The 24750-nt window shown below is 42.5% G+C and carries 19 protein-coding genes; 8 read left to right on the plus strand and 11 right to left on the minus strand.

Annotated features, from left to right (window positions below):
* Positions 1-329 precede the first annotated feature (329 nt).
* The 10 genes from HZA08_12265 to HZA08_12310 all read right to left on the minus strand — a co-directional run bounded on the left by HZA08_12265 (position 330) and on the right by HZA08_12310 (position 10985).
* On the minus strand, positions 330-1202 hold the full coding sequence (locus HZA08_12265) for a 4-hydroxy-tetrahydrodipicolinate synthase (protein MBI5194196.1): 873 nt from the start codon (positions 1200-1202) through the stop codon (positions 330-332).
* Between the two features lie 151 nt (positions 1203-1353).
* On the minus strand, positions 1354-2187 hold the full coding sequence (locus tag HZA08_12270; GenBank protein MBI5194197.1) for a diaminopimelate epimerase: 834 nt from the start codon (positions 2185-2187) through the stop codon (positions 1354-1356).
* Positions 2188-2270: 83 nt separating this feature from the next.
* Positions 2271-3524 carry a diaminopimelate decarboxylase gene (gene lysA, locus HZA08_12275; protein MBI5194198.1) on the minus strand — a complete coding sequence of 418 codons (1254 nt, stop codon included), beginning with the start codon at positions 3522-3524 and terminating at the stop codon, positions 2271-2273.
* Positions 3470-3682: a hypothetical protein gene (locus tag HZA08_12280; protein ID MBI5194199.1), complete on the minus strand. Its 213-nt coding sequence runs from the start codon at positions 3680-3682 to the stop codon at positions 3470-3472. Before HZA08_12280 ends, lysA begins: the two co-directional genes overlap by 55 nt.
* A gap of 19 nt (positions 3683-3701) precedes the next feature.
* Positions 3702-5495: a B12-binding domain-containing radical SAM protein gene (locus HZA08_12285; GenBank protein ID MBI5194200.1), complete on the minus strand. Its 1794-nt coding sequence runs from the start codon at positions 5493-5495 to the stop codon at positions 3702-3704.
* Positions 5492-5638 (minus strand): hypothetical protein, encoded by a 147-nt coding sequence (locus HZA08_12290; protein MBI5194201.1) that lies wholly within the window; start codon positions 5636-5638, stop codon positions 5492-5494. Before HZA08_12290 ends, HZA08_12285 begins: the two co-directional genes overlap by 4 nt.
* The gene (gene argH, locus HZA08_12295; protein ID MBI5194202.1) at positions 5619-7061 is read right to left on the minus strand and encodes an argininosuccinate lyase; all 1443 of its coding nucleotides are present in this window, start codon (positions 7059-7061) and stop codon (positions 5619-5621) included. The genes HZA08_12290 and argH overlap by 20 nt, the downstream gene beginning before the upstream one ends.
* Before the next feature lie 159 nt (positions 7062-7220).
* Entirely contained in the window at positions 7221-8417 is a 1197-nt protein-coding gene (locus HZA08_12300) for an argininosuccinate synthase (protein ID MBI5194203.1), read from the minus strand.
* A gap of 316 nt (positions 8418-8733) precedes the next feature.
* On the minus strand, positions 8734-9675 hold the full coding sequence (argF, locus tag HZA08_12305; GenBank protein MBI5194204.1) for an ornithine carbamoyltransferase: 942 nt from the start codon (positions 9673-9675) through the stop codon (positions 8734-8736).
* A 152-nt stretch (positions 9676-9827) separates the two neighbouring features.
* A complete protein-coding gene (locus HZA08_12310; GenBank protein ID MBI5194205.1) occupies positions 9828-10985 on the minus strand; it encodes an aspartate aminotransferase family protein in 1158 nt (385 codons plus the stop codon).
* Positions 10986-11605: 620 nt separating this feature from the next.
* Here HZA08_12310 and HZA08_12315 point away from each other — a divergent pair.
* The 8 genes from HZA08_12315 to HZA08_12350 all read left to right on the plus strand — a co-directional run bounded on the left by HZA08_12315 (position 11606) and on the right by HZA08_12350 (position 21616).
* On the plus strand, positions 11606-12019 hold the full coding sequence (locus HZA08_12315; protein ID MBI5194206.1) for a hypothetical protein: 414 nt from the start codon (positions 11606-11608) through the stop codon (positions 12017-12019).
* Positions 12016-15507 (plus strand): Eco57I restriction-modification methylase domain-containing protein, encoded by a 3492-nt coding sequence (locus tag HZA08_12320; GenBank protein MBI5194207.1) that lies wholly within the window; start codon positions 12016-12018, stop codon positions 15505-15507. Before HZA08_12315 ends, HZA08_12320 begins: the two co-directional genes overlap by 4 nt.
* A 41-nt stretch (positions 15508-15548) precedes the next feature.
* Positions 15549-16319 carry a TIGR04255 family protein gene (locus HZA08_12325; GenBank protein ID MBI5194208.1) on the plus strand — a complete coding sequence of 257 codons (771 nt, stop codon included), beginning with the start codon at positions 15549-15551 and terminating at the stop codon, positions 16317-16319.
* A complete protein-coding gene (locus HZA08_12330) occupies positions 16319-16675 on the plus strand; it encodes a hypothetical protein (protein MBI5194209.1) in 357 nt (118 codons plus the stop codon). Before HZA08_12325 ends, HZA08_12330 begins: the two co-directional genes overlap by 1 nt.
* 3 nt (positions 16676-16678) lie before the next feature.
* Entirely contained in the window at positions 16679-17221 is a 543-nt protein-coding gene (locus HZA08_12335) for a hypothetical protein (protein MBI5194210.1), read from the plus strand.
* A gap of 5 nt (positions 17222-17226) precedes the next feature.
* Complete coding sequence (locus HZA08_12340) at positions 17227-20376, plus strand: hypothetical protein (protein ID MBI5194211.1); 3150 nt, start codon at positions 17227-17229, stop codon at positions 20374-20376.
* Positions 20377-21074: 698 nt separating this feature from the next.
* Positions 21075-21305: a CopG family transcriptional regulator gene (locus HZA08_12345; GenBank protein MBI5194212.1), complete on the plus strand. Its 231-nt coding sequence runs from the start codon at positions 21075-21077 to the stop codon at positions 21303-21305.
* Entirely contained in the window at positions 21305-21616 is a 312-nt protein-coding gene (locus HZA08_12350) for a type II toxin-antitoxin system PemK/MazF family toxin (protein MBI5194213.1), read from the plus strand. The genes HZA08_12345 and HZA08_12350 overlap by 1 nt, the downstream gene beginning before the upstream one ends.
* Before the next feature lie 89 nt (positions 21617-21705).
* Here the strand turns inward: HZA08_12350 and HZA08_12355 are convergent, their stop codons facing one another.
* Complete coding sequence (locus HZA08_12355) at positions 21706-24312, minus strand: DUF1566 domain-containing protein (GenBank protein MBI5194214.1); 2607 nt, start codon at positions 24310-24312, stop codon at positions 21706-21708.
* Positions 24313-24750: the final 438 nt, after the last annotated feature.

Raw genomic sequence — 24750 nt, forward strand, 5'->3', positions numbered from 1 at the left:
CCCCTTGAACAAAGGGGGGGATTGCCGTTGGCCATTGAGCACCAAAGGAACTTTCCCCCCCTTAACAAGGGGGGGCTTGGGGGGGTGGTTTTCATCCTCCTTTGTGAAACCTCCGTTTCATGACAGTTCATCCGAAAATCACCATAGCTCACCCTCCCCCTAACCCCCTCCCGTCAAGGGAGGGGGAAAAACTTAGCATCCCTCTCCCCTGGCGGGAGAGGGTCCGGGTGAGGGGGGCTTATGTTTTCTCTTACCTCTTTCTTCTAACTTCTTACCTCTAATTTCTTGCTTCTGCTCACTTGAACCCTTTGCCCCTCGAACCCTGATTTTTATATCAGCCCGTGTCCCCTCAATACTTGACTTAGTCTCTCTTTATTTCCCTCTCCCATTGCACATAGCGGGAGTCTCATCTCTTCTGTACATTTCCCCATCATGGAAAGTGCTGTCTTTACAGGTATGGGATTTGTCTCAATAAAAAGGTTCTGATGGAGGTCAAACATGTCATAGTGGATTGCCCTTGCACGGTTTATGTCCCCGCCGGTAAAAGCATCCCACATATCAGCCATCTGCTTGGGGACAATATTGGCAGTAACAGAAATCATCCCCTTGCCGCCTGAAGCAAGAATCGGGAAATTAATTGCATCTTCACCCGACAATATCGCAATATTGTCCCCGCATAAACGGTATATCTCGCATACCTGTGTCATTGAGCCGCTCGCCTCTTTTATTGCTGTAATGTTGTTCAATTCAGAGAGCCTTGCAACAGTGGAAGGAAGCATATTGACGCCCGTTCTGCCTGGTACATTGTAAAGGATTACAGGGATGTCCACCTCTTCTGCAATTTGCTTAAAATGCCTGTAAAGCCCTTCCTGTGTCGGCTTGTTATAATAAGGGGTAATCAGGAGTGCGCCATCTGCACCGCACTGTTTTGCATAAGCTGTAAGGTATATTGCCTCATCAGTGCTGTTTGACCCTGTCCCTGCAATCACCGGAACCCTTCCTGCCGATGCCTCTACTGTAAACCTTACAAGCCTGTTATGCTCATCATAGGAGAGTGTGGCAGATTCTCCGGTAGTACCGCACGGTACAATGCCGTCCGTGCCGTTAGAGATATGGAAATCAATAAGGTCCCCATAAGCCTTCTCATCAATCTTGCCGTCTTTAAACGGCGTTATAATCGCCACCATAGAACCCTGAAACATTTCTTCCTCCTCTAACCCCATCCCCACCCTGACCCTCCCCTTGAAGGGGAGGGAATGTTCTTTATTGACCTAACCCTCCCCAATACAGAGCCGGGGAGGGTGTCTTTATTTTTTCTCGGCTTTTAATCTGTTACCTGTTTACTGCTTACTGCTACCTGCTTACTATTGATACTTCTCCGCTGAACACTTCCACCGCCGGTCCTGTCATATACACATGATTATCTTTTTCTGACCATTCTATCTTTAAATCCCCGCCTGCAAGGTGAACAGTAACTTCCCTGCCGGTAAATCCATTCAGATATGATGCAACTGCTGAGGCACATGCCCCTGTGCCGCAGGCAAGGGTTTCTCCTGATCCCCTCTCCCATGCACGCATCCTGACCTCTTCCTTATTTATTACCTCAACAACTTCCACATTAGTACGTTTTGGAAAAAGCGTATGATTCTCAATAAACGGTCCGTATTTTGTAACAGGAAATGATTTCACATTATCCATGAATATAACAGCATGGGGATTACCCATAGATACACATGACATCCTGAACTCACGGTCTTCAATACTTAGTGGGTATCCTTTGATCCTGCCTTCTAAATTTACAGGAATAGCAGGGCCATCCAGTATCGGCTCGCCCATATCCACACGCACCAAATCACCGGCCTTCTCAGGTTTTATAATCCCTCCAAGCGTCTCTACAGCAAGTTCTTCTTTGTCTGAAAGTCCCCTGTCCCAGATATATTTTGCAAAGCACCTTATACCGTTGCCGCACATCTCCACCTGTGAACCATCTGCATTGAATATCTCCATCCTGAAATCCGCTTTTGTTGACGGATAAAGTATTAATGCCTGGTCAAAACCAATCCCGAATCTGCGATCAGAATATTCCTTGCAGAATGAGGATAACTGTGGCAGTCCCTTTTGTGCAATAGCATCAATCAATATAAAATCATTGCCGAGGCCGTGCATTTTGGTGAATTTAAGTTTCATTTATAAAACCCCATCCCCACCCTAACCCTCCCCTTGAAGGGGAGGGAATTCTTCTCTTGCTTCTAACTTCTGCTTACTGCTCACTACTTACTGTTTACCAACGATTCCCCTCTGACCAAATCTTCATAGCTCTCACGCTTCCTTATCACATGATACTTATCTCCTTCAACCATAACCTCTGCCACTCTGGGCCTTGAGTTATAATTGGATGACATGGTAAATCCGTAAGCACCGGCACTCATAACTGCAAGATGGTCACCCGGCTCCGGCTGGGGAATCTTTCTGTCCTTTGCAAGAAAGTCTCCGGACTCACAGATGGGGCCAACCACATCAGCAGTTATCTCTTTTGCCTGTTTTTCCTCAACAGGGATAATTTTGTGAAACGCATCATACAGGCTCGGCCTGATAAGGTCATTCATGCCTGCATCAACTATTACAAAATTCTTTGTCTCTCCGGTCTTCAAATACAAAACCTTTGTAACAAGGATGCCTGCATTTCCAACGAGCACTCTACCGGGTTCAAATATCAGCGTACAACCCATGTCTTTAAGCATAGGCATAATGGCGGCACCGAACTCCCGCGGGTGAGGCGGTTCCTCTTCATTGTATCTTATTCCAAGCCCGCCTCCGGCATCAATGTACTTTATGTCAATGCCGGTTTCTCTCAACTGCTTAATAAGGTTAAGTATCTTTTCCAGTGCTGCAACAAAAGGCCCGACCTCGGTTATCTGCGAACCTATGTGCTTGTGTATCCCCACAATCTCGATATTAGGCAGTGTTGAAGCCAGTTGGTACTCTTCCAGTGCGCCCTTTATCCCTATCCCGAACTTGCTCTTCTTGAGTCCTGTTGAGATATAGGGATGAGTCTTAGGGTCAATATCAGGGTTGACGCGTAAGGCAATCCTTGCCTTTACACCAAGTTTTCCTGCAACCTCATTTATCTTCTGCAATTCAAGAGGAGACTCCACATTGAACATCAGGACATTGGAATTCAGTGCATAGGTAATCTCTTCTTCAGTCTTACCGATGCCTGCAAATACTATCTTCTGCGGGTCAACACCGGCCTTTATAGCCCTGAACAGCTCTCCGCCTGAAACAATATCCGCCCCGCTCCCCTCTTTTGCAAACAGGTTCAATATGGCAAGATTTGAATTCGCCTTTACTGCAAAACAGACAATGTGAGGAATCTCAGCAAAGGCCGTATCAAATGCATAGTAATGGTTTTTTAAAGTGCGGGAACTGTAAATATACACAGGAGATCCAACCTCCTGCGTAATCTTTTTTACAGGAACCTCCTCACAGTAAAGCTCATTGCCAACATACTTAAAATCATGCATATCTGTTTCCTCTTTCCCGACAATCCTTCCGGCGGGGTTAGAAAACCCCGCCTATCCACATATATTTTAACGATAGGCGGGACATTCCTGTCCCGCTCATTCTCTATGTACCTTCTCCCCCGGCGGGGGAGGGAATTCGGATTGCTGTTACCATTCACTATTCACCATTCACTGCCTTTAATACACTTCCTCAGCCTTAATCTCCACAAACATCAGTTTTGCATGGCTTATCTGATCCAGCGCCTCACGGAAGGAGGTGCTCAGGTTGATGCATTTTAATTTAACCGGTGATAGTTTATCTTTCAGGCCGGCATCGAAAAGTTCACTCAAGGCCGCTGGGGTTATGCCTTTCAGGTTCTCGAAATTTATCACGATGTCCATCTTTGATTTCTCAATAGCATTGATGATCCTGCTCTTTAATTCCAGCGCATTTATCTTATCCATCGTACCGTCAAGCTCTATCAGCAAAGCCTGCACCTTTGGGCTTTTCTTAACCTTGATAAGTAGTTCGTTTCCAACGGTACTAACCTGTTCCGACACATTCTCAATCTTTTCCTTTAAGGTACTGACTGCATTAGGTATAATCCCTTCTGTCTCTCTTGATGGGATTACACCGGAAATTGTAGGCAATACCTTTGCAAGCGGTGTAAGGCTCCCTTCAGGGATACGTTTTATAATCCTCCTGTATGCCCAGTTGATTGCAAGACGTTCTACAATAAGCATCTTTCTTGGTACCTTAAAGAAACTTGGCACAATCCTCTTAACCATTGAGGGATAAGAATAGAACTTGTGATATGCCCACCAGAATCCCTCCTGCAGTGTCTCAGGACTCATCAGTTTCGGCTTTAATACAACATGCCTTCCATCGTAGTTTGCCCAATCCCTGTCAATAATCCTGCCGGCCTCATTCATCTTGTTATAGAAGCCTGTACCCGGCAGAGGGGTGATTATATTGAACATAACAAGCTCTATCCTGTTCTCCTGCAGAAACTCAACAGTACGTTCAAATATAGAGTCATCATCATGGTCAAAGCCGAAGATCATACCCGTCTGAATAAGTATCCCGTAATCATGAAATCTCTGGAACTCCTCTTTAAATTTACTGACCTTGTTGAACCTCTTATTTACTGCCGCAAGGTTGTCCTCTGATATACTCTCAACGCCGATGAACAATCCTGTACAACCGCTCTTTGCCGCAAGCTCCATAAGTTCAGGGTCCCTCGACATTGTCAGACTCGCCTGGCTCCCCCATTGTATCTTGAGCGGGATGAGTGCCTTGAAAAGCTGTTTTGCATAAGCCTTATTACCCGCAATATTATCATCAACAAACACGATAAAACCCTTATTAAGCCTCCTTACCTCCTCTACAACCTCATCCACAGGTCTTAAACGGTACTGATTACCTCCGAAGATTGCGACCGTACAGAAGTCGCAGGTAAAAGGACATCCCCTGCTTGTCTGAACACAGTTCGTTGTCCAATAGGAGTTCGGTTTAAACAGCTCTCTCCGTGGAACAGGGAGACCTGCAAGGTCTGGAAGTTCATCTTGCTTATAAACAGGTTTCATCTGACCCAGTTTAAAGTCTTCAATCAACTGACGCCATGTATGCTCAGCCTCTCCCACACAAATACTGTCTGCGTGCTGTTTTGCCTCATCAGGACACATACTCGTATGGATCCCTCCAAGCACTGTCTTTACTCCTCTTGCCCTGAATTTCTCAGATATTTCATAAGCCCTCGGTGCAAGATACGTCATGGTCGTGATACCGACAAGGTCTACATCAACATTAAAGTCTATGTCCTCAATACACTCATCAACAATACTTACATCAACATCCGGCGGTGTATTCGCCGCTATTGTCGGTAAGCCCAGTTTAGGAAACCAGAATGACCTCACATCCTTTTTATTGTAGGCATAAATAGACTTCTTATTCTCAGGTGAAATTAATATTACCTTCATTTTCTTCTTCATCTTTTTTCTCCTCTGCTCGTATCAATATTTAAGTTATATGTACTTATCTTATCAGGCGGTATCGGGTCTCCTTTTTTACCGCATGAAGAGATTGTCACAAATAAAACAAACAGGATTGCAATGCTAATAAATATAACCTTCATCCTGACAATCTCCGCTTACCCCCCCCGTTCCCCCCCTTACTAAGGGGGGGATGTGAGTGGCAATCTCTGCAATCCTGTTTAAAACTGTCTCCCTTGCTGTGCCGCCTGTTACCTTACGTATGTTCACACCCTTTTCAGGTGTTGATATGTCATGTATATCCTTTCCGAATCTGTCAGAGAATTTTTTAAGTTCAGCAATACTCAGTTCCTCTAACTTTTTGTTATTATTTACACAGTAGCCGACGACCTTTCCGGTAATCTCATGTGATGTCCTGAAAGGCACCCCTTTCCTTACAAGATAATCCGCCATATCTGTTGCCCACATATACCCCTTGTCCGCTGCATTCAAGGTTGTATCCTTTTTAATAATCATACCGGATATAAGCCCCGGCAGGATACGGAGTATGGCAGTTATTGTATCAACTGTGTCAAAGAGAGGCTCTTTATCCTCCTGTAAATCCCTGTTGTATGTTAAGGGAAGTCCCTTCATAGTCGTAAGCAATGAAAAGAGATTCCCGTAGATTCTTCCGCTTTTTCCCCTGATAAGCTCAAGCACATCAGGATTTTTTTTCTGGGGCATCATACTTGAGCCGGTGCAAAATTCATCAGGCAGTTCAATAAAACTGAACTCCTGTGTAGACCAGAGTATCATATCCTCGCTGAGTCTTGAGAGGTGCATACCAAGTACAGCACTATCAGAAAGGAACTCAAGGATAAAATCCCTGTCACTTACTGCATCCATGCTATTCTTTGTTACCCTGTCAAAACCAAGCAGTTCTGCTACATATTCCCTGTCAAGTGGAAAAGATGTCCCTGCAATTGCACCTGATCCGAGCGGCATGATATTTACCCTTTTAAGAGAGTCAATGAACCGCTCCCTGTCTCTCTCAAGCATCTCATAGTATGCGAGTAAATAATGGGAAAAGAGCACAGGCTGTGCAGGCTGAAGATGGGTGTATCCAGGCATTATTATATCAATATTCCTGCGTGCATTACCGGCTATGGCCTTCTGGAGCAATGAAATAAGGACGGCAGTCTCTTTAATTACATCACGAAGATATAACCTGAGGTCAAGGGCTACCTGGTCATTCCTGCTCCTTGCGGTATGAAGTTTCTCACCGGCAGTGCCTGTCTTTTCAATAAGCCTTTTCTCTATATTCATGTGTATGTCTTCCAGGTCAACGGAAAACACAAATTTGTTGTTATCTATATCCTTCTTTATCTCATCCAGCCCTTTGATAATTGCTGAAAGCTCCTTCTTTTTGAGGACACCTATCTTCTGAAGCATCCTTGCATGGGCCTTGCTCCCCTCAATATCATATTTATACAGCCGTCTATCAAACGATATTGACTCTGTAAATTCCTCAACAATCTTCTCTGTGGAGCCTGAAAACCTCCCCCCCCACATCTTCTTCCTTGGCATTCTATCTTCTGTCCTCATGCTTTTTTCTTACTTCTTGCCTCTTACTTCTTGCTTCTGTTTTTCCCGTGCTAAACCCCATCCCCAGCCTAACCCTCCCCTTGAAGGGGAGGGGATTCTGAATCTTCTTGCCTCTTGCTTCTAACTTCTTACTTCTCGCTTCTAAACTCCGCTCCCTCTCTGCATCTTCAAACGCATTGCATTTATCTTAATAAACCCCTCTGCATCCTGCTGATTAAATAACTCTCCCTTTTCAAATGTCGCAATCTCAGGGTTGTATAAGGACACATCAGATTTTCTTCCAATTACAATACAATTTCCCTTATAAAGTTTAAGACGTGCTGTACCGGTCACATTCTCCTGTGAGGAATCAATAGCAGCAGCAAGCATCCTCATCTCAGGAGAGAACCAGTAGCCGTAGTAAACAAGTTCTGCAAACTTAGGGATAAGCGAATCTCTAAGGTGCATAACCTCTCTGTCCATAGTAATAGATTCAACTGCCCTGTGTGCCGCATGAAGTATAGTCCCGCCCGGCGTCTCATACACACCCCTTGATTTGATGCCTACATAGCGGTTCTCAACTGCGTCAACCCTGCCTATGCCGTTAGCACCGCCAATCCGGTTCAATTCAGACAAAAGCATTGCCGGGGATAATCTCTTGCCGGCAATCCCAACCGGTATACCCTTTTCAAATTCAATATCTATAATCAGCGGGCTGTCAGGTGCAGACTCAGGTGATACTGTTAAAGTAAACATATCATCAGGATATGCGGCCCAGGGGTCTTCAAGGATTCCACCTTCATAACTGATATGAAACAGGTTTGCATCACAGCTATATGGCTTCGCCTTTGTCACAGGAACCGGTATCCCATGTTTCTGTGCATATTCTATAAGTTCAGTCCTTGATGAAAATTCCCAACCCCTCCACGGGGCTATTACTTTTATTGAAGGTTCCAGTGCAAGATAGGTAAGCTCAAACCTGACCTGGTCATTCCCCTTCCCTGTTGCCCCATGTGCCACTGCGTCAGCACCCTCTCTCCGTGCAACCTCTATCTGTTTTTGTGCAATAAGCGGCCTTGCAAGAGATGTTCCCATGAGATACACGCCTTCATACACTGCATTTGCCTTGAGTGCAGGAAAGACAAAGTCTTTTACAAACTCCTCCCTCACATCCTCCACTATACCCTTACTTGCCCCTGTCTTAATGGCCTTCTCTTTTATTGCCTCAATATCTTCAGACTGCCCAAGGTCAGCAATAAACGCTATTACCTCACACCCATATTTCTCAATCAGCCATCTTATAATTACCGACGTATCAAGCCCGCCTGAATAGGCAAGGACAACCTTTTTTACATTCATCCGAAAATCTCCTCCGGCGGGGTAAGAAAACCCCGCCTATCCCTATCTATGAGGATAGGCGGGACATTCCTGTCCCGCTGATTTTCATGTACCTTTGTGAGCCGAAGGCTCATGGCGGTTCATCCGAAAATAAACCCCATCCCCACCCTGACCCTCCCCCATCAAGGGGGAGGGAATAAACTTAGTGTTCTATCACAAGTTGACGCTCAAAAATGCACAAGTGCAAGGAAGGACAAGGATTTGAGTCGAGGCGTACTTCCTGTACGTTGAGACTCGAATCCGCAGTCCTGACGCCGCAATTGGGCATTCTTCAGCGTCAACTCAACAGCATCTCCAGCAGCGCCTTCTGTGCATGCAGCCTATTCTCAGCCTGGTCAAATATTACCGACTGAGGAGATTCCATCATCTCTTCTGTGATCTCTTCACCCCTGTGTGCCGGAAGACAGTGCATTATAATAGCATCTTTCTCTGCTGTTTGCATTAATTCACGGTTTATCTGGTATTTCCGGAAGACCTGCTTACGTACCTCATCTTCTTCTTCCTGCCCCATGCTTGTCCAGACATCTGTATATACAACATCAGCATTTTTCACTGCTTCCAATGGGTCATACATAACCTTTATTACTGCGCCGGTCTCTTTTGCTGCCTCAATTGCCTTTGCTGTAATTGTCTTATCAGGCTCATACCCCTGAGGCGTTGCAACCCTTATCTCCATCCCTGTAACTGCTGCAATCTCTATAAGCGAATGTGCAACATTATTTCCATCTCCGATATAGGCTGTCTTTATGCCGTCAACCCTCCCCTTCCTCTCAAGTATTGTGAGGACATCAGCGATTGCCTGACACGGGTGGTGTAAATCAGTAAGCCCGTTTATAACAGGAGCAGTAGAATGTCTTGCCCATTCTTCAATTGTCGCGTGGCTGAAGGTACGAACAACAATCCCATCAAGGTATCCTGAAAACACCCGTGCTGTATCACCCACTGCCTCACCCCTGCCCATCTGAATCTGATGCGGGGATAGATAGGTGGGGTGACCGCCTAATTGAAACATAGCAACCTCAAATGAGATACGCGTCCTTGTAGACCGCTTCTCAAACAAGAGACCAAGGGTCTTACCTTTTAGTGTAAGTGTCTCAACCCCTGATTGGTGCAGATTTTTCAGTTCACCTGCCCTGGCAAGGAGAGATGCAAGTTCCTTTGGGGTAATATCGAATATTGTTAAAAAATCACGTTTCAACTGAAAATCTCCATAGCTCACCCTCCCCCTAACCCCCTCCCGTCAAGGGAGGGGGAATAAACGTTAGCCTCCCTCTCCCCCAGCGGGAGAGCTGCAATTAAATTCCTACCAAATTCCTCCCCCCTCCTTTGCGGGTGGAGGCAGGAGGGGGGTCCGGGTGAGGGGGAGCTTCGCTAATCCTTTATCGCAGAAAATACTGAATCAAGTGTATCTATCAGAACATCTATGTCTGCCTGGTTTATATCCAATGGCGGGAGGAACCTTAATACACGGTCCATTGTGCAATTAATCACAACCCCTTTTTTAATACATTCAGAAACTATATCCTCACCCTTTATATTCAACTCCATCCCTATAAGCAGGCCTTTTCCCCTTACATCTTTAACCAGATTAGGGAATTTTTCCTTCAGGCCATTCAATTCTTCGATAAAATAAGCGCCCATCCTCGCACAGTTTTCTAAGACTATCTCATCCTCTGTGATTATTTTTATAACCTCTGCTGCTGCTGAGCAAACCAGCGGTGTGCCGCCGAATGTTGATGCATGAGTCCCCGGTGAAAATGCCTGGGCCGTTTCTTCCTTTGCAAGCATAGCCCCGATTGGAAGACCATTGCCGAGGCCTTTGGCCAATGTCATTATGTCCGGTTCTATGCCGGAATGTTGATAGCCGAAAAGTTTCCCTGTCCTGCCGATCCCTGTCTGAACCTCATCAAGAATCATAAGTATCCCATGAGCATCGCATACCTTACGCACACGTTTCAGATAACCGTCATCAGGGATATTAACACCGCCCTCTCCCTGAATCGGTTCAAGCATTATCCCTGCGGTCTTTTCAGTAATAGCCTTTTCGAGTATGTAAATATCATTAAACGGTACATAAGAAAAACCTGGGACAAGCGGATCAAAACCCTTATGGAATTTCTCCTGGCCTGTTGCAGTAATAGTAGTAAGGGTCCTGCCGTGAAAGGAGTTAAAGGCAGTAATTATCTCATACCTGCCGTTCCCTTTATCACTCGAAAACTTCCTTACAAGTTTGATCGCAGCCTCATTTGCCTCTGCCCCGCTGTTACAGAAGAACACCTTATCTGCAAATGAATTTTCCACCAGCCGTTTTGCAAGAACAACCTGCGGCTCTGTATAAAACAGGTTAGACGTATGAACAAGCCTCTGAGCCTGCTTCTGAAATGCAATAGTAACCCTCGGATTGCAATGTCCGAGATTATTCACAGCAATACCGCAGACAAAGTCCAGATACTCCTTACCATCACCGTCATAAATACGATTACCCCGCCCCTTGTTAATAAACAACGGAAGCCGCTTATACGTATTCATTATATATTTCTTAGATTCTTCAAAAATATCGTTCACTCTAAAGTCCTCTACGGCGGGGTAAGAAAACCCCGCCTATCCATATCTACGAGGATAGGAGGGACATTCTTGTCCCGCTGATTTTCATGGCCATTTGTGAAACCCAGTTTCATGACGGTTCTCGTGAAAAAGAGAGTGTTATAAATAGCATGACTACGCCAAAAAATCAATGAAAATATCAGGAAAAAATCAGGGGTTCAGAGAATTTTCATAGAAAATACGAAGCAACATAGAACTCCTTGCTTATCAAAATCATTTATTTTACAATGAGGTCAGTAAAAGTTAACTAACAGGGTATCCCTCGTTATTATAACGGGAAAAGCCTTATTGTTAAACATCTATCTGATTTAATTAATCATAAGGAGGATTCCTTTGAGGGATAAACATGAATGGAGTGATATATTTCAGATAAAACTTACTCACTGCCAGGCTACACTGATATAGGCAGCACTCCTTATTATTTTATTGGAAACCAATCGTTACTTACGTGTTCTCCTATAGCTGTATATTGTTCAAGAGAAATCCCTTTATCCATTTATCATACTGTAAATGAGACATTTACCGAAATACTCAAACTTCCAATAGTGATTGGTGGCGGCTGGCAATCCACTATGGAAAAGAGGGCGCTGAAAAATTACAGGAAAGAGAGTCAGGCCAGTATTATATATTTTCTCGCAAAGGGGATAGAAAATTTAAAAATTCCTTTATATTTATCCAGTATCATGGCTTCCGGCAGGTTACTGATTGTATCCCCATTCCTAAATAAATCACGCATAGAAAAAAGACTCGTTGATACAAGAGACGACCTTATCTTTAATCTTGTCAATCGTTTTCTTTTCCTATATATTAAGCCGGATGGTTACCTTGAAGGTTTGTTTACCAGTTGCCTTGATAATGGCAAAGAGGTATATCTTCTTGAGCATCAGGCAAACAGCAGGCATTTTATTGATAAAGTAAAGACATTAAGTTTAAAAAATCTAAGGGAATTATCCATTTGATAGAATGGAAGATTATCAATAAACGCCTTGAATCCCTCATAGCAGATGGTTCGCCTGAGCCACTGCAGCGGTTCTTTGCTGAAGACCTTAATTATCACCCCTTTAACGAAAACATCTTTCCCATCCTTACCGACAGGCTAAGAGATGGAATAAAAAACCTGAGAATTATTGCCAGACAGGATGAGTTTTACATAGTCCTGTGTCGGATTGAGAGTCTGCTTAAAGGAAAAGAACGGCCGCTTGCTGAAAAGGTGGCTGAGCATTATCACCACTCTCTCGTCATTTTCACAAATACAGATTATTCAGAATGGCACTTTACCAACATAAAATATGTCCGGTTTGAGAAAGAGGGATTTGACAGAAAAATCAGGCCATTTAGAAGGATCATTGCAGGTAGAACTGAAAGACTCAGGACTGCATCGGAGAGGCTTGCCCTTATTGAAGTAAATGATGATGACTCCGCCCTGACAGTACATGAAAAATGTAACAGGGCATTTGATGTCCAGGAAGTTTCCAGAGATTTTTATAAGGACTTTGTTCTTTACTATAAAGCGTTCAGAGAAGAAATAAAAAGAACAAATCGCCTTAATGACAACATAGCAGATACCATTACACAAAATATATTTAACAGGCTCTTTTTCCTTTATTACATTCAAAAAAAGAATTTCCTGAGTGAAGACACGGCCTATCTCTATGGGAACTTCAGAAACATAGATGGGGAATATTATAAAGACTTTCTTCTTCCCCTCTTTAAAAAGTTATCCGACCCTGCCTTCCCTGCCTCTATTGATGAGAGATTCAAGGGGATACCTTTCCTTAATGGAGGACTTTTTGAGTTTGAATTGATAGAGGATTCTATAACAATTCCGAATAACGTATTTAAAGCTGTATTTGAGTACCTCCTTGAAAGATATAACTTCACAGTCCGTGAGGATACAGAGTTAGAGCAGGAGGTTGCCATTGACCCTGAGATGCTTGGAACAATCTTTGAACAGTTAGTCCTCAGTCTTGAGAAGGCAGAATTCAAGGATATCCCTGATGCGAGAAGACAGACAGGGAGCTATTACACCCCAAAGTTTATAGTGGCCTTTATGGTTAAGCAGGCCCTGCTTAACTATCTATCAGAGTCCTTCCAGAACAGCAGGAAAAAACTAAAGGAACTTGTCTTTAATCTCAAGACTGATGAGCTTGGAGAAGACGAACTCAGCGGGATAAAAGAGAGACTCCTTGATATAAAGATTGTAGACCCCGGGGTTGGTTCAGGGGCATTTCCTGTGGGTATACTCCTTAAAATAGTAGAAATAGTTGAAGCCATTGACTCAATCATTGCCCCTCTTGAAATAAACAAAGAGGACTACCGTTACCGGCTCAAGCGGATAATTATAGAAAACAATATCTACGGTGTTGACATCCAGAGAAGGGCTGTAAACCTTGCAAATCTGAGACTATGGCTCTCACTGATTGTTGATCTGAATGTTAAAAACATAAAAGACATCCCCCCTCTGCCGAATCTTGACTACCATGTAATTGAAGGAGATAGTCTTATAACAAAGATCGGCGAGATAGACTTTGATATGGAGCGGGCTGTAAGGCTTGATACAAAGGGTACCGAGCTGATGGATAGATTCATCGGCCTCAAAAAGGCTTATGAAGATATACCATCTAAGGATAAGAAGGATACACACAGGCTAAAGATTGAGAAGGCAAAGAAAGACCTCTTTGTATGGCTGTTAAGGCGAATGGTAAAGGATAAGGACAACGAACTCTACAATCTGACAGATGGTAAACTCATTAGAGATGTAACCCTCTTTACTGAGCAGGAAGAAAAGGCAAAGGAGAGGTTGCAAAGAGAGATTGGGATTATAAATGAACATATCAATAATGTAGACAGCCTGATATCTCGTTTTAACTGGGGGCTTGATTTCTTTGAAATCCTTGAGATGAGACAAGGTTTTGATATTGTTATTGGCAACCCGCCTTACGGCGTCAAGGTGCCTGAGTCTGTAAAAGATGAATTTGGGGTTGGGAATAAGGACAGTTATGGAATCTTTACCGCCCTTGGCCTGAAAATCCTAAGGCCGGGTGGAACCCTTTGCTACATAATGTCCGACACATGGCAGACTATAAGGACACATAAGCCGTTACGGGATAAACTCCTCTCAGATGCTGACTGCCAGTACCTGATCTCCTGTCCGTCTGACACCTTCGGCGCTACTGTGAATGTCGGAGTATATACATTTAAAAGGCGCTCCCTCCTGCCCTCATGGGATAAAGGAACACGGGACGAAAACTGGATTCTTGCCGCAGACTTCTCCCCCCTATCTATAGAAAAAGGTGAACTTGAGGCAGCCTTTGAAATATTGATAGAACAAAATCAGTTACCCTCTCCCCTTGCGGGAGAGGGTCAGGGTGAGGGGGCAGCAATTGACGGCCACACCATCTACTCTGACCGTGACATGGCCATCTTCGCCTATAAACAAAAGCTCATCACGATATTTTCAAACCACTCTTTTTTTATAGCATCTCCTAAACTTTTTGGATTGATGCGGGATGTTGGAAATATTAAAAATACAATCAGGCGGACAGATGAACCACCAATTTATTCAGTGGATTTTAATGGGAAGGAACTGGAATTGATAAAGCTGGGGGATGTGACAGAAGTTAAAAAGGGAATAGATACAGGTGAAAACAACCACTTTTTATTAAAGACTCAGGAAGAAAAAGGTGATATTGAGATAGTTAATAGAAAGTTCATCCTTAAACCGGAAGAAATAGCTCAATTATCAAGAAACGAAAAGTTGTATGGTGTAGATCCTTTACATTTTAATGGCCGTTATATATTACCTTATGACAAAGGTGGCTCATCAGACATAGATGAAGGTTGGCTACCAAACTATTATGTGGAAACAGGATTCTATGTAAAATGGTCGCAAGACCATGTAAAAGAATTGAGAATAAGAACTGGCAGAATGTCAGGATATCACAAAGCAACGATCAGAAATGAAGATTATTGGTTTAAAAGAGGAATAACTTTTTCTTCAACAGGAATTTATGCTCCAACCTTTAGGATAAATAGTGAAGCTTTATTTGATAATAAAGGCTCAACTTGTTTTTGTGAATTCTTCGATGAAAAATTTCTTTTAGGCGTACTATGCTCAAAAGTAGCACGATTACTTTTTAAAGTATTTATTCAACACAATGTCGAATTTGCAGTAGATGCCTTAACATGGTTTCCTGTAGCAACTGTATTACAAAATACTGAAGATAGAATTAAGCAGTTAGTCTCCTCCATCATCTCCAAACAAAAACAAGACCCCCGATATGACTACATGACCAACGAACAGGTTGAGATAGATCGGCTGGTTTATGATATGTATAACCTCAATGAAGCTGATATAAAAGAGGTTGAAGACTGGTTCTTCCGCAGGTATCCAAAACTGGCAAGGGTGATTGAGGTAAAGATGAACGCAAAAAATAAAAAATTCTGATTTTATTTAGTATATGATACTATAAAAAAAGGAGGAGCATAATGCCAAGAAAGGTTTTAAAAAACAAACCACTCATTGAGACAATCTTTGAGGTAAAATGGCAGCTAATCGAGCGGGTAGAGGGTATAAGAATAGACCCTCATTATAAGATACTTATAGGAAGCCTCTACTCGAAGTTTAAAGAAGAATACCCATATCATGAGATGTTGCCAACTGCATCTATCCCAGATAATATGGCTGATTATATAATTCAGCACAGGTTCAGGAAAGGGAAAAATGAATGGCCGCTTGTCCAGATAGGGCCAGGGATTCTTACTGTGAATGATACAGAGGGATACATATGGGAAGACTTTGAGAAAAAGGCCATGAATGCCTTTAAAGCCCTTTTTGATGTATACCCTGAGATAGAAAAACTGGAAATCAACAGCCTGCTTTTGAGATACATTGATGCTGTTGAGTTCAATTTTGAGTCTGATAATATTATTGATTTTATGTCTCGACATATGAAGACGGGAATAACAGCTTATCCAAAGTTATTTGAAAATACTGGAGTTGATTCTTTGCCTTCGTCTTTTGACTTGAGATTTTCCTTTCCGTGTAAAAAGCCTGAAGGAATGATTAATTTAAGGTTTGTCAGGGGCAAAAAAGAAAATACGGATGCCTTAATATGGGAAACTATGGTTCAATCAACAAATGAAGAATTATTACCTATGCCGGAAAGAATTGGTGATTGGTTAAATGCTGCCCATGACTTAACAGATGACTGGTTCTTTAAATTAATTGAAGGAGAACTCGAAAGGAGGTTTGAATAATGGTTGAGACAATGACAACGGAAAAAATAAGCCATACTGATATGATTACTCTTGTTTCTAGTTCAAGAAATAATGTAGATGCAGAGTTCCTAATTGCTACCCATCCTTTGAAAAGAGGCCATACAAAAAGCTATATTTCATGTGATACGGCAAGTTATGTAAATGTAGTCATCCTCAATTTCAGATCTGAAACTTTTGGAGATGTAGAAAGACCCATGGAAGAGATGCTAGAACATGATATAGTAGTCAAAATGCAACCCCGAAATAGCTTTATGATTCAAGCCAGAATAACTCGGATTCGTAAAGCAGAACCACAGATCTTTGTTGACGTTGAAAATACCTATTTAGAAAGCTAATCTATGGAAGAACAAAAATTCCTCTGGTATGAGATTGTTAGTAATGACGAGCCAGTTCTGCAAGGAGACATGCTCTTCTCATGCCCTATTTTTATCCCCTCTTCCGGATATTATCCATCTGTGAAGGAAGAAATTACAGTACCCGTTGAGGTAAAAGAGTATGATGTTATTGTGATGAGTCAATCCTGCGACCTCGTTCAGGGGAAAATTGATTTAGTCCTTGTTTGCCCTATATGGCCGCTAAATGAGTTTGAAATAAGGGATGATTTTTTTAAGGGTAGAAAAGGAAAGGAAGCATTACGACAGGGCAATGTTCCAGGTTATCACCTTTTAAATAGGTGTGAGATTAATGAAATGGAAAGAGATTTTATGGTTGTGGATTTTCGGTCAGTTTATAGTATCCCTTTTCTCCTTATAAACGAAATTAAAGATACACAGCAGAAAAGATTGCGGCTATTGCCCCCATATAGAGAGCATTTGTCTCAAGCCTTTGCAAGGTTTTTTATGAGAGTAGGTTTACCTGTAGATATTCCTTCATTTAAGTAGAAATCATGCCATATTCAGATATAATAGACAATCGAAATGTAAAACTCAGAGATGAAATAAATGCCATTCTCAACAGCAGTGACGGGGCCAAGTTTGCTGTTGGCTATCTCTATCTATCAGGTTTTTATCAAATTGCAGAAAAACTCGGAGAACTTAAAGAGGTAAAAATCCTAACGGGAAATACACTCCAGAAAGACACAATCGAAGAGCTTGCCCAGAGTCTTGCCGGCGAAGAAGAGCTTAAAGAAACTTTTGAGGCTGGAAGGATCCAGAGAAAGTCAGAAAGAGAAAAAATAAGGGATAACATTGCAGAGGCCATTACAGGAAATCTTCAGGCGCTTCCCCACACATCTGACAGAGAGCGGAATATAAAAAGACTGTCGGAATTTATAATAAATGGAAAATTAAAAATAAAGGTCTACACGAGGCATCCCCTTCATGCAAAGGCGTATATATTCAAGCATACAAGAGATGCATCTGAGGCAACCCGCTCAGAAGGGATAGGCATTATAGGCTCAAGTAACCTTACTATCAGCGGCTTTCATCATAACACCGAGTTAAATACCTTTGTCCGGGGGCAGAATAATTACGAGGAGCTAAACTGTTGGTTTGATAATCTATGGGAAGAGGCTGTCCCCTTTGAAGAGGTATTAATCAACAGATTTAATGAATCATGGGCACTTAAGACAGTTAATCCCTACGATATCTATATACTGACCCTTTATCATCTTGTAAAAAGCAGCCTTGAAACACAGGTATCCACTATCTGGAACTGGGAGGGGATGCCACAGCTTTATTCCTTCCAAAAGGCTGCAATTATGCAGGCTTACCAGATCCTGAATAAATATAACGGTGTCTTTATAAGTGATGTAGTCGGGCTGGGAAAGACCTTTATAGGTGCTGGACTCTTACGACATCTGAATAAAAGGGCGCTTATAATCTCCCCTCCCGGACTTATTGAGATGTGGAGAGGATTTAAAGAACGGTTCAGGATAGATGCTGAGATTGTATCGAGGGGTATGATTTACAGGGGAATATACGATAACGAGAGCATATTGAAAAGATATGAAAGCAGGGAAGTAGTGCTTATAGATGAGAGCCATCATTTCAGGAGCACAAAGGCCAGGCGTTATCAGGAGCTGCAACCCTTTCTGGCAGATAAACAGGTAATTCTAATGACTGCTACACCACAGAATACATCGGTGTGGAATATCTATAACCAGATTAAGCTCTTCAGTCAGACAGAAGAAAACATATTTCCCATAGAAGGTGAGACTCATCTTAGGAATCTGTTCACAAAGGCAGAGGAAGGTATTTTCCCCATCCAGGAGCTTTTAAAACATATACTTATCAGAAGAACAAGAAGACATATAAAGAAATTTTATTCTTCAGACAGCGAAGACCTCGTATTTCCTGAAAGAAGACTTAGAACAATTTCATATAATATTAATGAGACATATCACAATATTTATGAAAAGATAAAGACAACACTTAAACAACTTACGTTTGCAAGATATAATCTCTGGGATTATGTGGTAGGGGGGAAAAAAGATATTGAACCCTATATCGCCCTGAAAAAAGTTATTAAGACTCTGAGGGTCTTCCATAAGGTCAACCTGTTTAAACGCCTTGAAAGTTCCATCTATGCATTCAGAATGACCATAGATAATCTTCTAAGGATTCACCACAGGTTTTATAAAATCATTGATGAAAAAGGTATTGTACCCGCTGGTGAAAAGGCGGCAGATGCAATTTACAGACATGAGCTTGATGACATCTGGGAAGAGATTGAAGAGATAACACGTGACTACAGGACTGAGGACTTTAACATCGAAAAACTTAAAAAGGATATACTTTCAGACATACAACTGCTTGAAATAATAAAAGGTGATCTCAATACAATTCCGGAAGATGATGACAAGAAGTTCGAAAAACTTTGTGAAATTATAACTGATATCAAAAGTAAGAATGCTGACACAAAGATACTTATTTTCAGTGAATATGCAGACACAGTTAACTACATTTATGAAAGGCTTAAAGATAAAATCTCAAATGTTGATTATGTGACCAGCAATACGGGTTCTGCTATCCCTGAAAAGGCTTCTTATTTTGCCCCAATTGCCAATAATTACAGCGGCTCTAAAAAAATAGATGTTATGATTGCAACCGATGTCTTGAGTGAGGGTTTTAATCTGCAGGATTGCAGCGTTATTATCAATTATGATTTGCACTGGAACCCTGTACGGCTTATTCAAAGGGCTGGGAGAGTAGACAGGATCGGCTCTGAGGCAGATGTTATACATATTAAAAACTTCCTCCCTGTGGATAAAATTGATAAGGAGATAAACCTCAAGGGAATACTGAAACAAAGGATAGAAGAGATTCACCGGTATATTGGTGAAGACAACAAGATACTTGATGACAGTGAACGAATTAATGAAGATGCAATGTATTGTATTTATGAAAATGGAGATATAGAGGAAGTAGAAAAAGGTAGAGATATTGGTTTTTCTTATGATGAGGCAGAGAGTCTGATCAAGCAGCTTGAGAAAGACAGACCTGAATATATGGCCTTGATAAAAAAGATGCAGTTGGGACTCCGCTCTGCAAAAACGAGGAAATACTTTGATGGCACATATGGGTTTTTCAAGGCTGGTGATGTCGCAAAGCTTTTTATAGCCACTGGAGATGGGAAGATTATTGATGATTTCTCACAGGTTATAGATGAATTAAGATGTGAGAATGATTGCCGTGAGATTGAGGCTGATGAAGCTCGAAAAGAAAAATACTTTTCTGACCTTGATAAATTAAGAACTATTTTTAAAGAAGCCATACAAACAGAAAAGTTGAAACTTAAACCACACACTGAGGTCTTGAAGACCAAGAAAAGGTTACAAACAGTTGTTGATCTTTTCAGTAATGAAGAAGTACGGGAGAATGCTGAGAAGCTGGACAGGGTCTTAAACGAATATTTTCCACATCACCTGATACCATTACTTAAAAGACTTAATAAAGGAAGTTACTCCGATGAAAGCTATCTCAATGAATTAATAGATATTTATAATAAGGAAAGACTCGGTGAGGTCATGAACAATATAAAAAGGGATGTGGCAAAGAAGCAGATAGAATTTATATGCGGTGAGATACTTTTATAATGTCACCAATCAGATTCTCCAATATGCTTTATAAACAAACCTTCCTGAATTGTTGACTTGTTCGGGATCTAAAATAATTTCCTCATAATATTGATCTTCCCCCGCTATTGCGGTATAACAGAAAACAAATCTCAGCCGAGCGACCCATCCCATATCTGCAATATCCCCTGATTGTATTTTCAATATTACTCTACAACACCCCCACTTCATTCGCCGCCACATACGTAGTCCTTATCAAGCCAAGCTCATACTTATTTCCGAGGTCAGGATGGGTGGGGACGATGTGGAAGAAGAAGCCGTAGCCTTCTCTTATATCAGACGGGACAATGCCGGCATAACTGTAAAAACCTTCCCATATCTAGCCGAGTCTCTTTAATCGTATCAGGCAGAGGTGTTTTGAGTTAAGTATGACTACATGAGGCAGCAAAAACGCAGACTATACTGATAAATAGTAAGATGCATGGAATAGGGCTGTCAAAAACACCGGTGCATGAATGAAAATGCTTCTTTAGTGGCCGGATAGAGCTGTAACCGCTCATCTTCCTGAGATAGGAGGGGCTGAGTGCTTTAAAAAGTCCCGTTAATCGATCTTAAATAGATGCCATAAAATCCTATCTCTGTTTTCGGGGCGAACTATTGACTTCAATTTTTATGTTGATTATTATAGCTATAAATAACTATATTTTTATGAGGTGTCTATGAGAACAATTCAAATGACTTTAGATGATGAACTGGTGGAGGCTGTTGACATGGTTGTTAAGAAACTTAGGACAACCCGTTCAGCATTTACACGTAAGGCATTGCAGGATGCTATCAAGCGGGTAAAAACAGAGAACCTTGAGAAAAGGCATAAAAAAGGATACCGGCATAATCCTGCCGGCAAAACGGAATTCAGAGTTTGGGAATCCGAACAGGAATGGGGTGATTAGTGAACCGGGGTGAGGTAAGATGGTACAAGTTCAAGATTCCCGATAAAAAACGCCCTGTAGTTATTTTAACAAGGAACTCTGTATTGGAATATTTGGGGGAGGTAACAGTCGCACCAATAACCACCACCATCAGAGACATACCAAGCGAAGTGCTGTTATCAAAAAAAGATGGGATGCACACTGATTGTGCTGTTAACTGTGATCACATTCAGACAGTTTCAAAAGAAAGGATCGGATCGTTAATTACTACCTTATCAAAAGAGAAGTTGTTTGAATTACGTAACGCAATATATTTTTCTCTGAATATGTAGATTATAGAATTACTCACAGAGGGAGAGGAAATCTTCCTCCCCCTCCAATATGATGGACATTGTGAGTGGGTTTATTATCGGAACTGTTATTACGGCACAGTTATCAACCTGTACTTATTATTGTTGCTCTCATTTGTCTCAGCCACTACCGCATCTGCGTCTGCCCTCCCAATGATATAGTATGTACCGCTTAATGTACCTGCTGCAATGGTTACAGAAGTGCCTCCGGAATCTGTTGCCCCTGCACCAAGAAAGGGTATTGACCTGCTGCCGAGCAATGTATCTCCTGTGTCATAAGTCGTATTTGTAGAAAAATAAAATTTAGTTGTTGATGCCGCAGCAGTACTACCGCCGATGTTCTTTGTTGTTTCAGAGATTGTTATCGTAGCTCCTGCGCTTGCTGTATTGGGGGCGGACAGGATAGAGACTATCAGGTCAGGGAGTATGTTAATAGCCCTTACCTTTTTATTATTCCCCTCATAAGTCTCAGCAACAACACTATCTGCATCAGACCATGCTATGATGAAATATTTGCCGGTTGCCGTACCGGCAGGGATTGTTACGGAAGTGGTTCCAGAACTTATTGCACCGGATGTAATGGACGGCACTGCCCTGCTTCCAAGCAGTGTATCACCTGAATCTAATATGGTGTCAGCAGACAAGTAAAACTTTGTAGTTGAGGCACCTGCTGTACATCCGCCAATGTTCTTTGTGGTATCACCTACACTTATGGTTTTACCTGCACCTGCATTTAACGGGGCTGTGAGTACCGGAATAATGAGGTCAGGGCCTACCTTGATAATTCTGTTCCTTTTATTGTTGTTCTCATTGGATTCAGCAACAACCCCGTCTGCATCTGCCTTTGATATGATGTAGAATGTTGTCATACCTGAACATGTTAAGGGTGAAGGTACAGTCACTGACGTACTCCCTGAACTTATTGCACCTGCGGCAAGGGAAGGGACAGACCTGGTTCCAAGCAGGACATCACTATTATCCAGAAATGCATTGGCAGACCAGTAGAACTTTGTAGTTGAGGCGCCTGCATCGGCAGTACCCTGATTCTTTGTAGTATCAGATAGCAAGATGGACTGACCGGGGAGTGTTGTCCATGGGGTTGTCAGGATAGTGACTATTAAATCAGGAATACAACCCTCATCTATCTGTCCATTGCAATTTTCATCAATACCATTACAGACCTCGACAGCGTCAGGATTTACTGATGCACTGCTGTCGTTGCAGTCAGCACTGTTTGTTACATATCCGAACGGTTGTGTACAAGACTGAATAGTATCAACGGCATTACCATACGTGTCACCATCCAGATCATGATAGTAGGTATGCTGAATACATGTAGCAACAAAATCCTGAGCAGATACATCAGCACCGGCTAAGGTAACTGACCGGCTTGGAGGCGTAAAATTATAGTTGCTCATGGATGGTGTAACTGTATAGCTGCCATCTGCAAGATTTGTGAAGCTGTATGTACCATCCGTTGCCGTGGTCGTCGTGGATGAGGAATCGCCGGTGAGGTTCATGTTTACACTCTCAAGCCCAACTCCGTTTTCTGTTATACTACCAGTTATTGAGTGAATTAAGTTCCCACGTACTGGCCACACATAGTTGTTGTTTGTCCTAACAGCACCGCTCACGTTACCATCAAATATATTGACTGTATATGCAAAGTTCGTCGAGTAGCCAGCGCCGGAAGTAGACGACCAATAGGCACAATAGCAGCCAGGTTGCACACTCAGGAATGGATGACCTGATGGCAGAGCAGGATTACGTTGTGAGAAATCAGTAAGGCTATGTAGCTCTTTCCTGTTTGGAAGGCGCCAGTCTGTGTAACCGCATAAACTCAGCCCATTACTAAAATCTAACGATTGTTGCCATGACATAGCAAACCCGGAAAGATTAACATTCTTTGCCCACATCAGGCCAGTCAGATTGTCTGTCACACAGTCCCCACTAATAGTGAACCTTGTACTTGGCCAAGCTGCCCCTGCCTGAATATCTCCATCGTCTCCCGGTACATAACTGGTAGTTTGACCTGTCTTCCATAATTCTACCAAACCCAATTGTCCGGAACGTACTGGCCACATCCAGTTTTTGAATAACTTACCGGAGTTGAACACATTTGGCTGGTCCAAACCAACGGCCCACGCGCCAGAAGTTCTAAAAGCTAGGGAAGTGGACGACCAGTAGTAAATATTAGAAGGCACATTGCTGAATCCCTGCGTGTTTAGCCATGCGGCCGAATTGTTTTGTTCTGAATTGATTAGGCTCTCAAGCTCATTCACATTGGATAAGCGCCAGTCGGTATAACCGAGGTAACTATTGGAATTAAGGCAAGCCACATAATCCAATGCCCCCTGCCAAGTTTTATCCGCAGTAGGAGAACATGAGAACGGGCCTGGTGCATTCCCATCCTGTGTCCACATCAGGCCGGTGAGGTTGTCGGTAACAGTACCATCACCGTTATTTGTAAAACGAGGACTGGGCCAGGCAACACCCGCCTGAATATCTCCATCTTGACCGGTTCCGGCACATGGGATCGCTGTTCCATCAATAGAATCATAGCAGGTCGTCTGCCCTGTCTTCGGCAGGTCCACCACACCTCCCCCTGCATGAACAAAGACCGGCAGGAATAAGATAAATAACACTGTCATTAAGATAACTTGTTTTGTTTTAAGCATAGTTTGTCTCCTTTGTGTTCACCCTAAAATCTCTTCCGGCGGGGTAAGAAAACCCCGCCTATCCATATCAACGAGAATAGGCGGGACATTCCTGTCCCGCTGATTTTCATTTCCCTTTGTGAGCCGAAGGCTCATGGGGGTTCATCCGAAAATAAACCCCATCCCCACCCTACCCCTCCCCTTGAAGGGGAGGGAATCAACATAGCCCCCTCTCCCTCAGGGAGAGGGTTAGGGTGAGGGTGGGGTTTTCATTGTCCTTTGTCGAGTAGAGCAATGGCGCGAATAGTTTAGGTTAAGCGTAACCGTTCACAGTCCATTATATCAATCCCATGTAATTATCTTTGAAAAGGGAAGCAGGTATTTAATACCCTTTGTAGTTTCGTTGGTTTTAATAATTAAGTGGTGCGATGAAACTGTTTCAGGAATGATTTTTATATA

It is taken from the genome of Nitrospirota bacterium (assembly GCA_016212215.1).
Lineage (GTDB): Bacteria > Nitrospirota > 9FT-COMBO-42-15 > HDB-SIOI813 > HDB-SIOI813 > JACRGV01.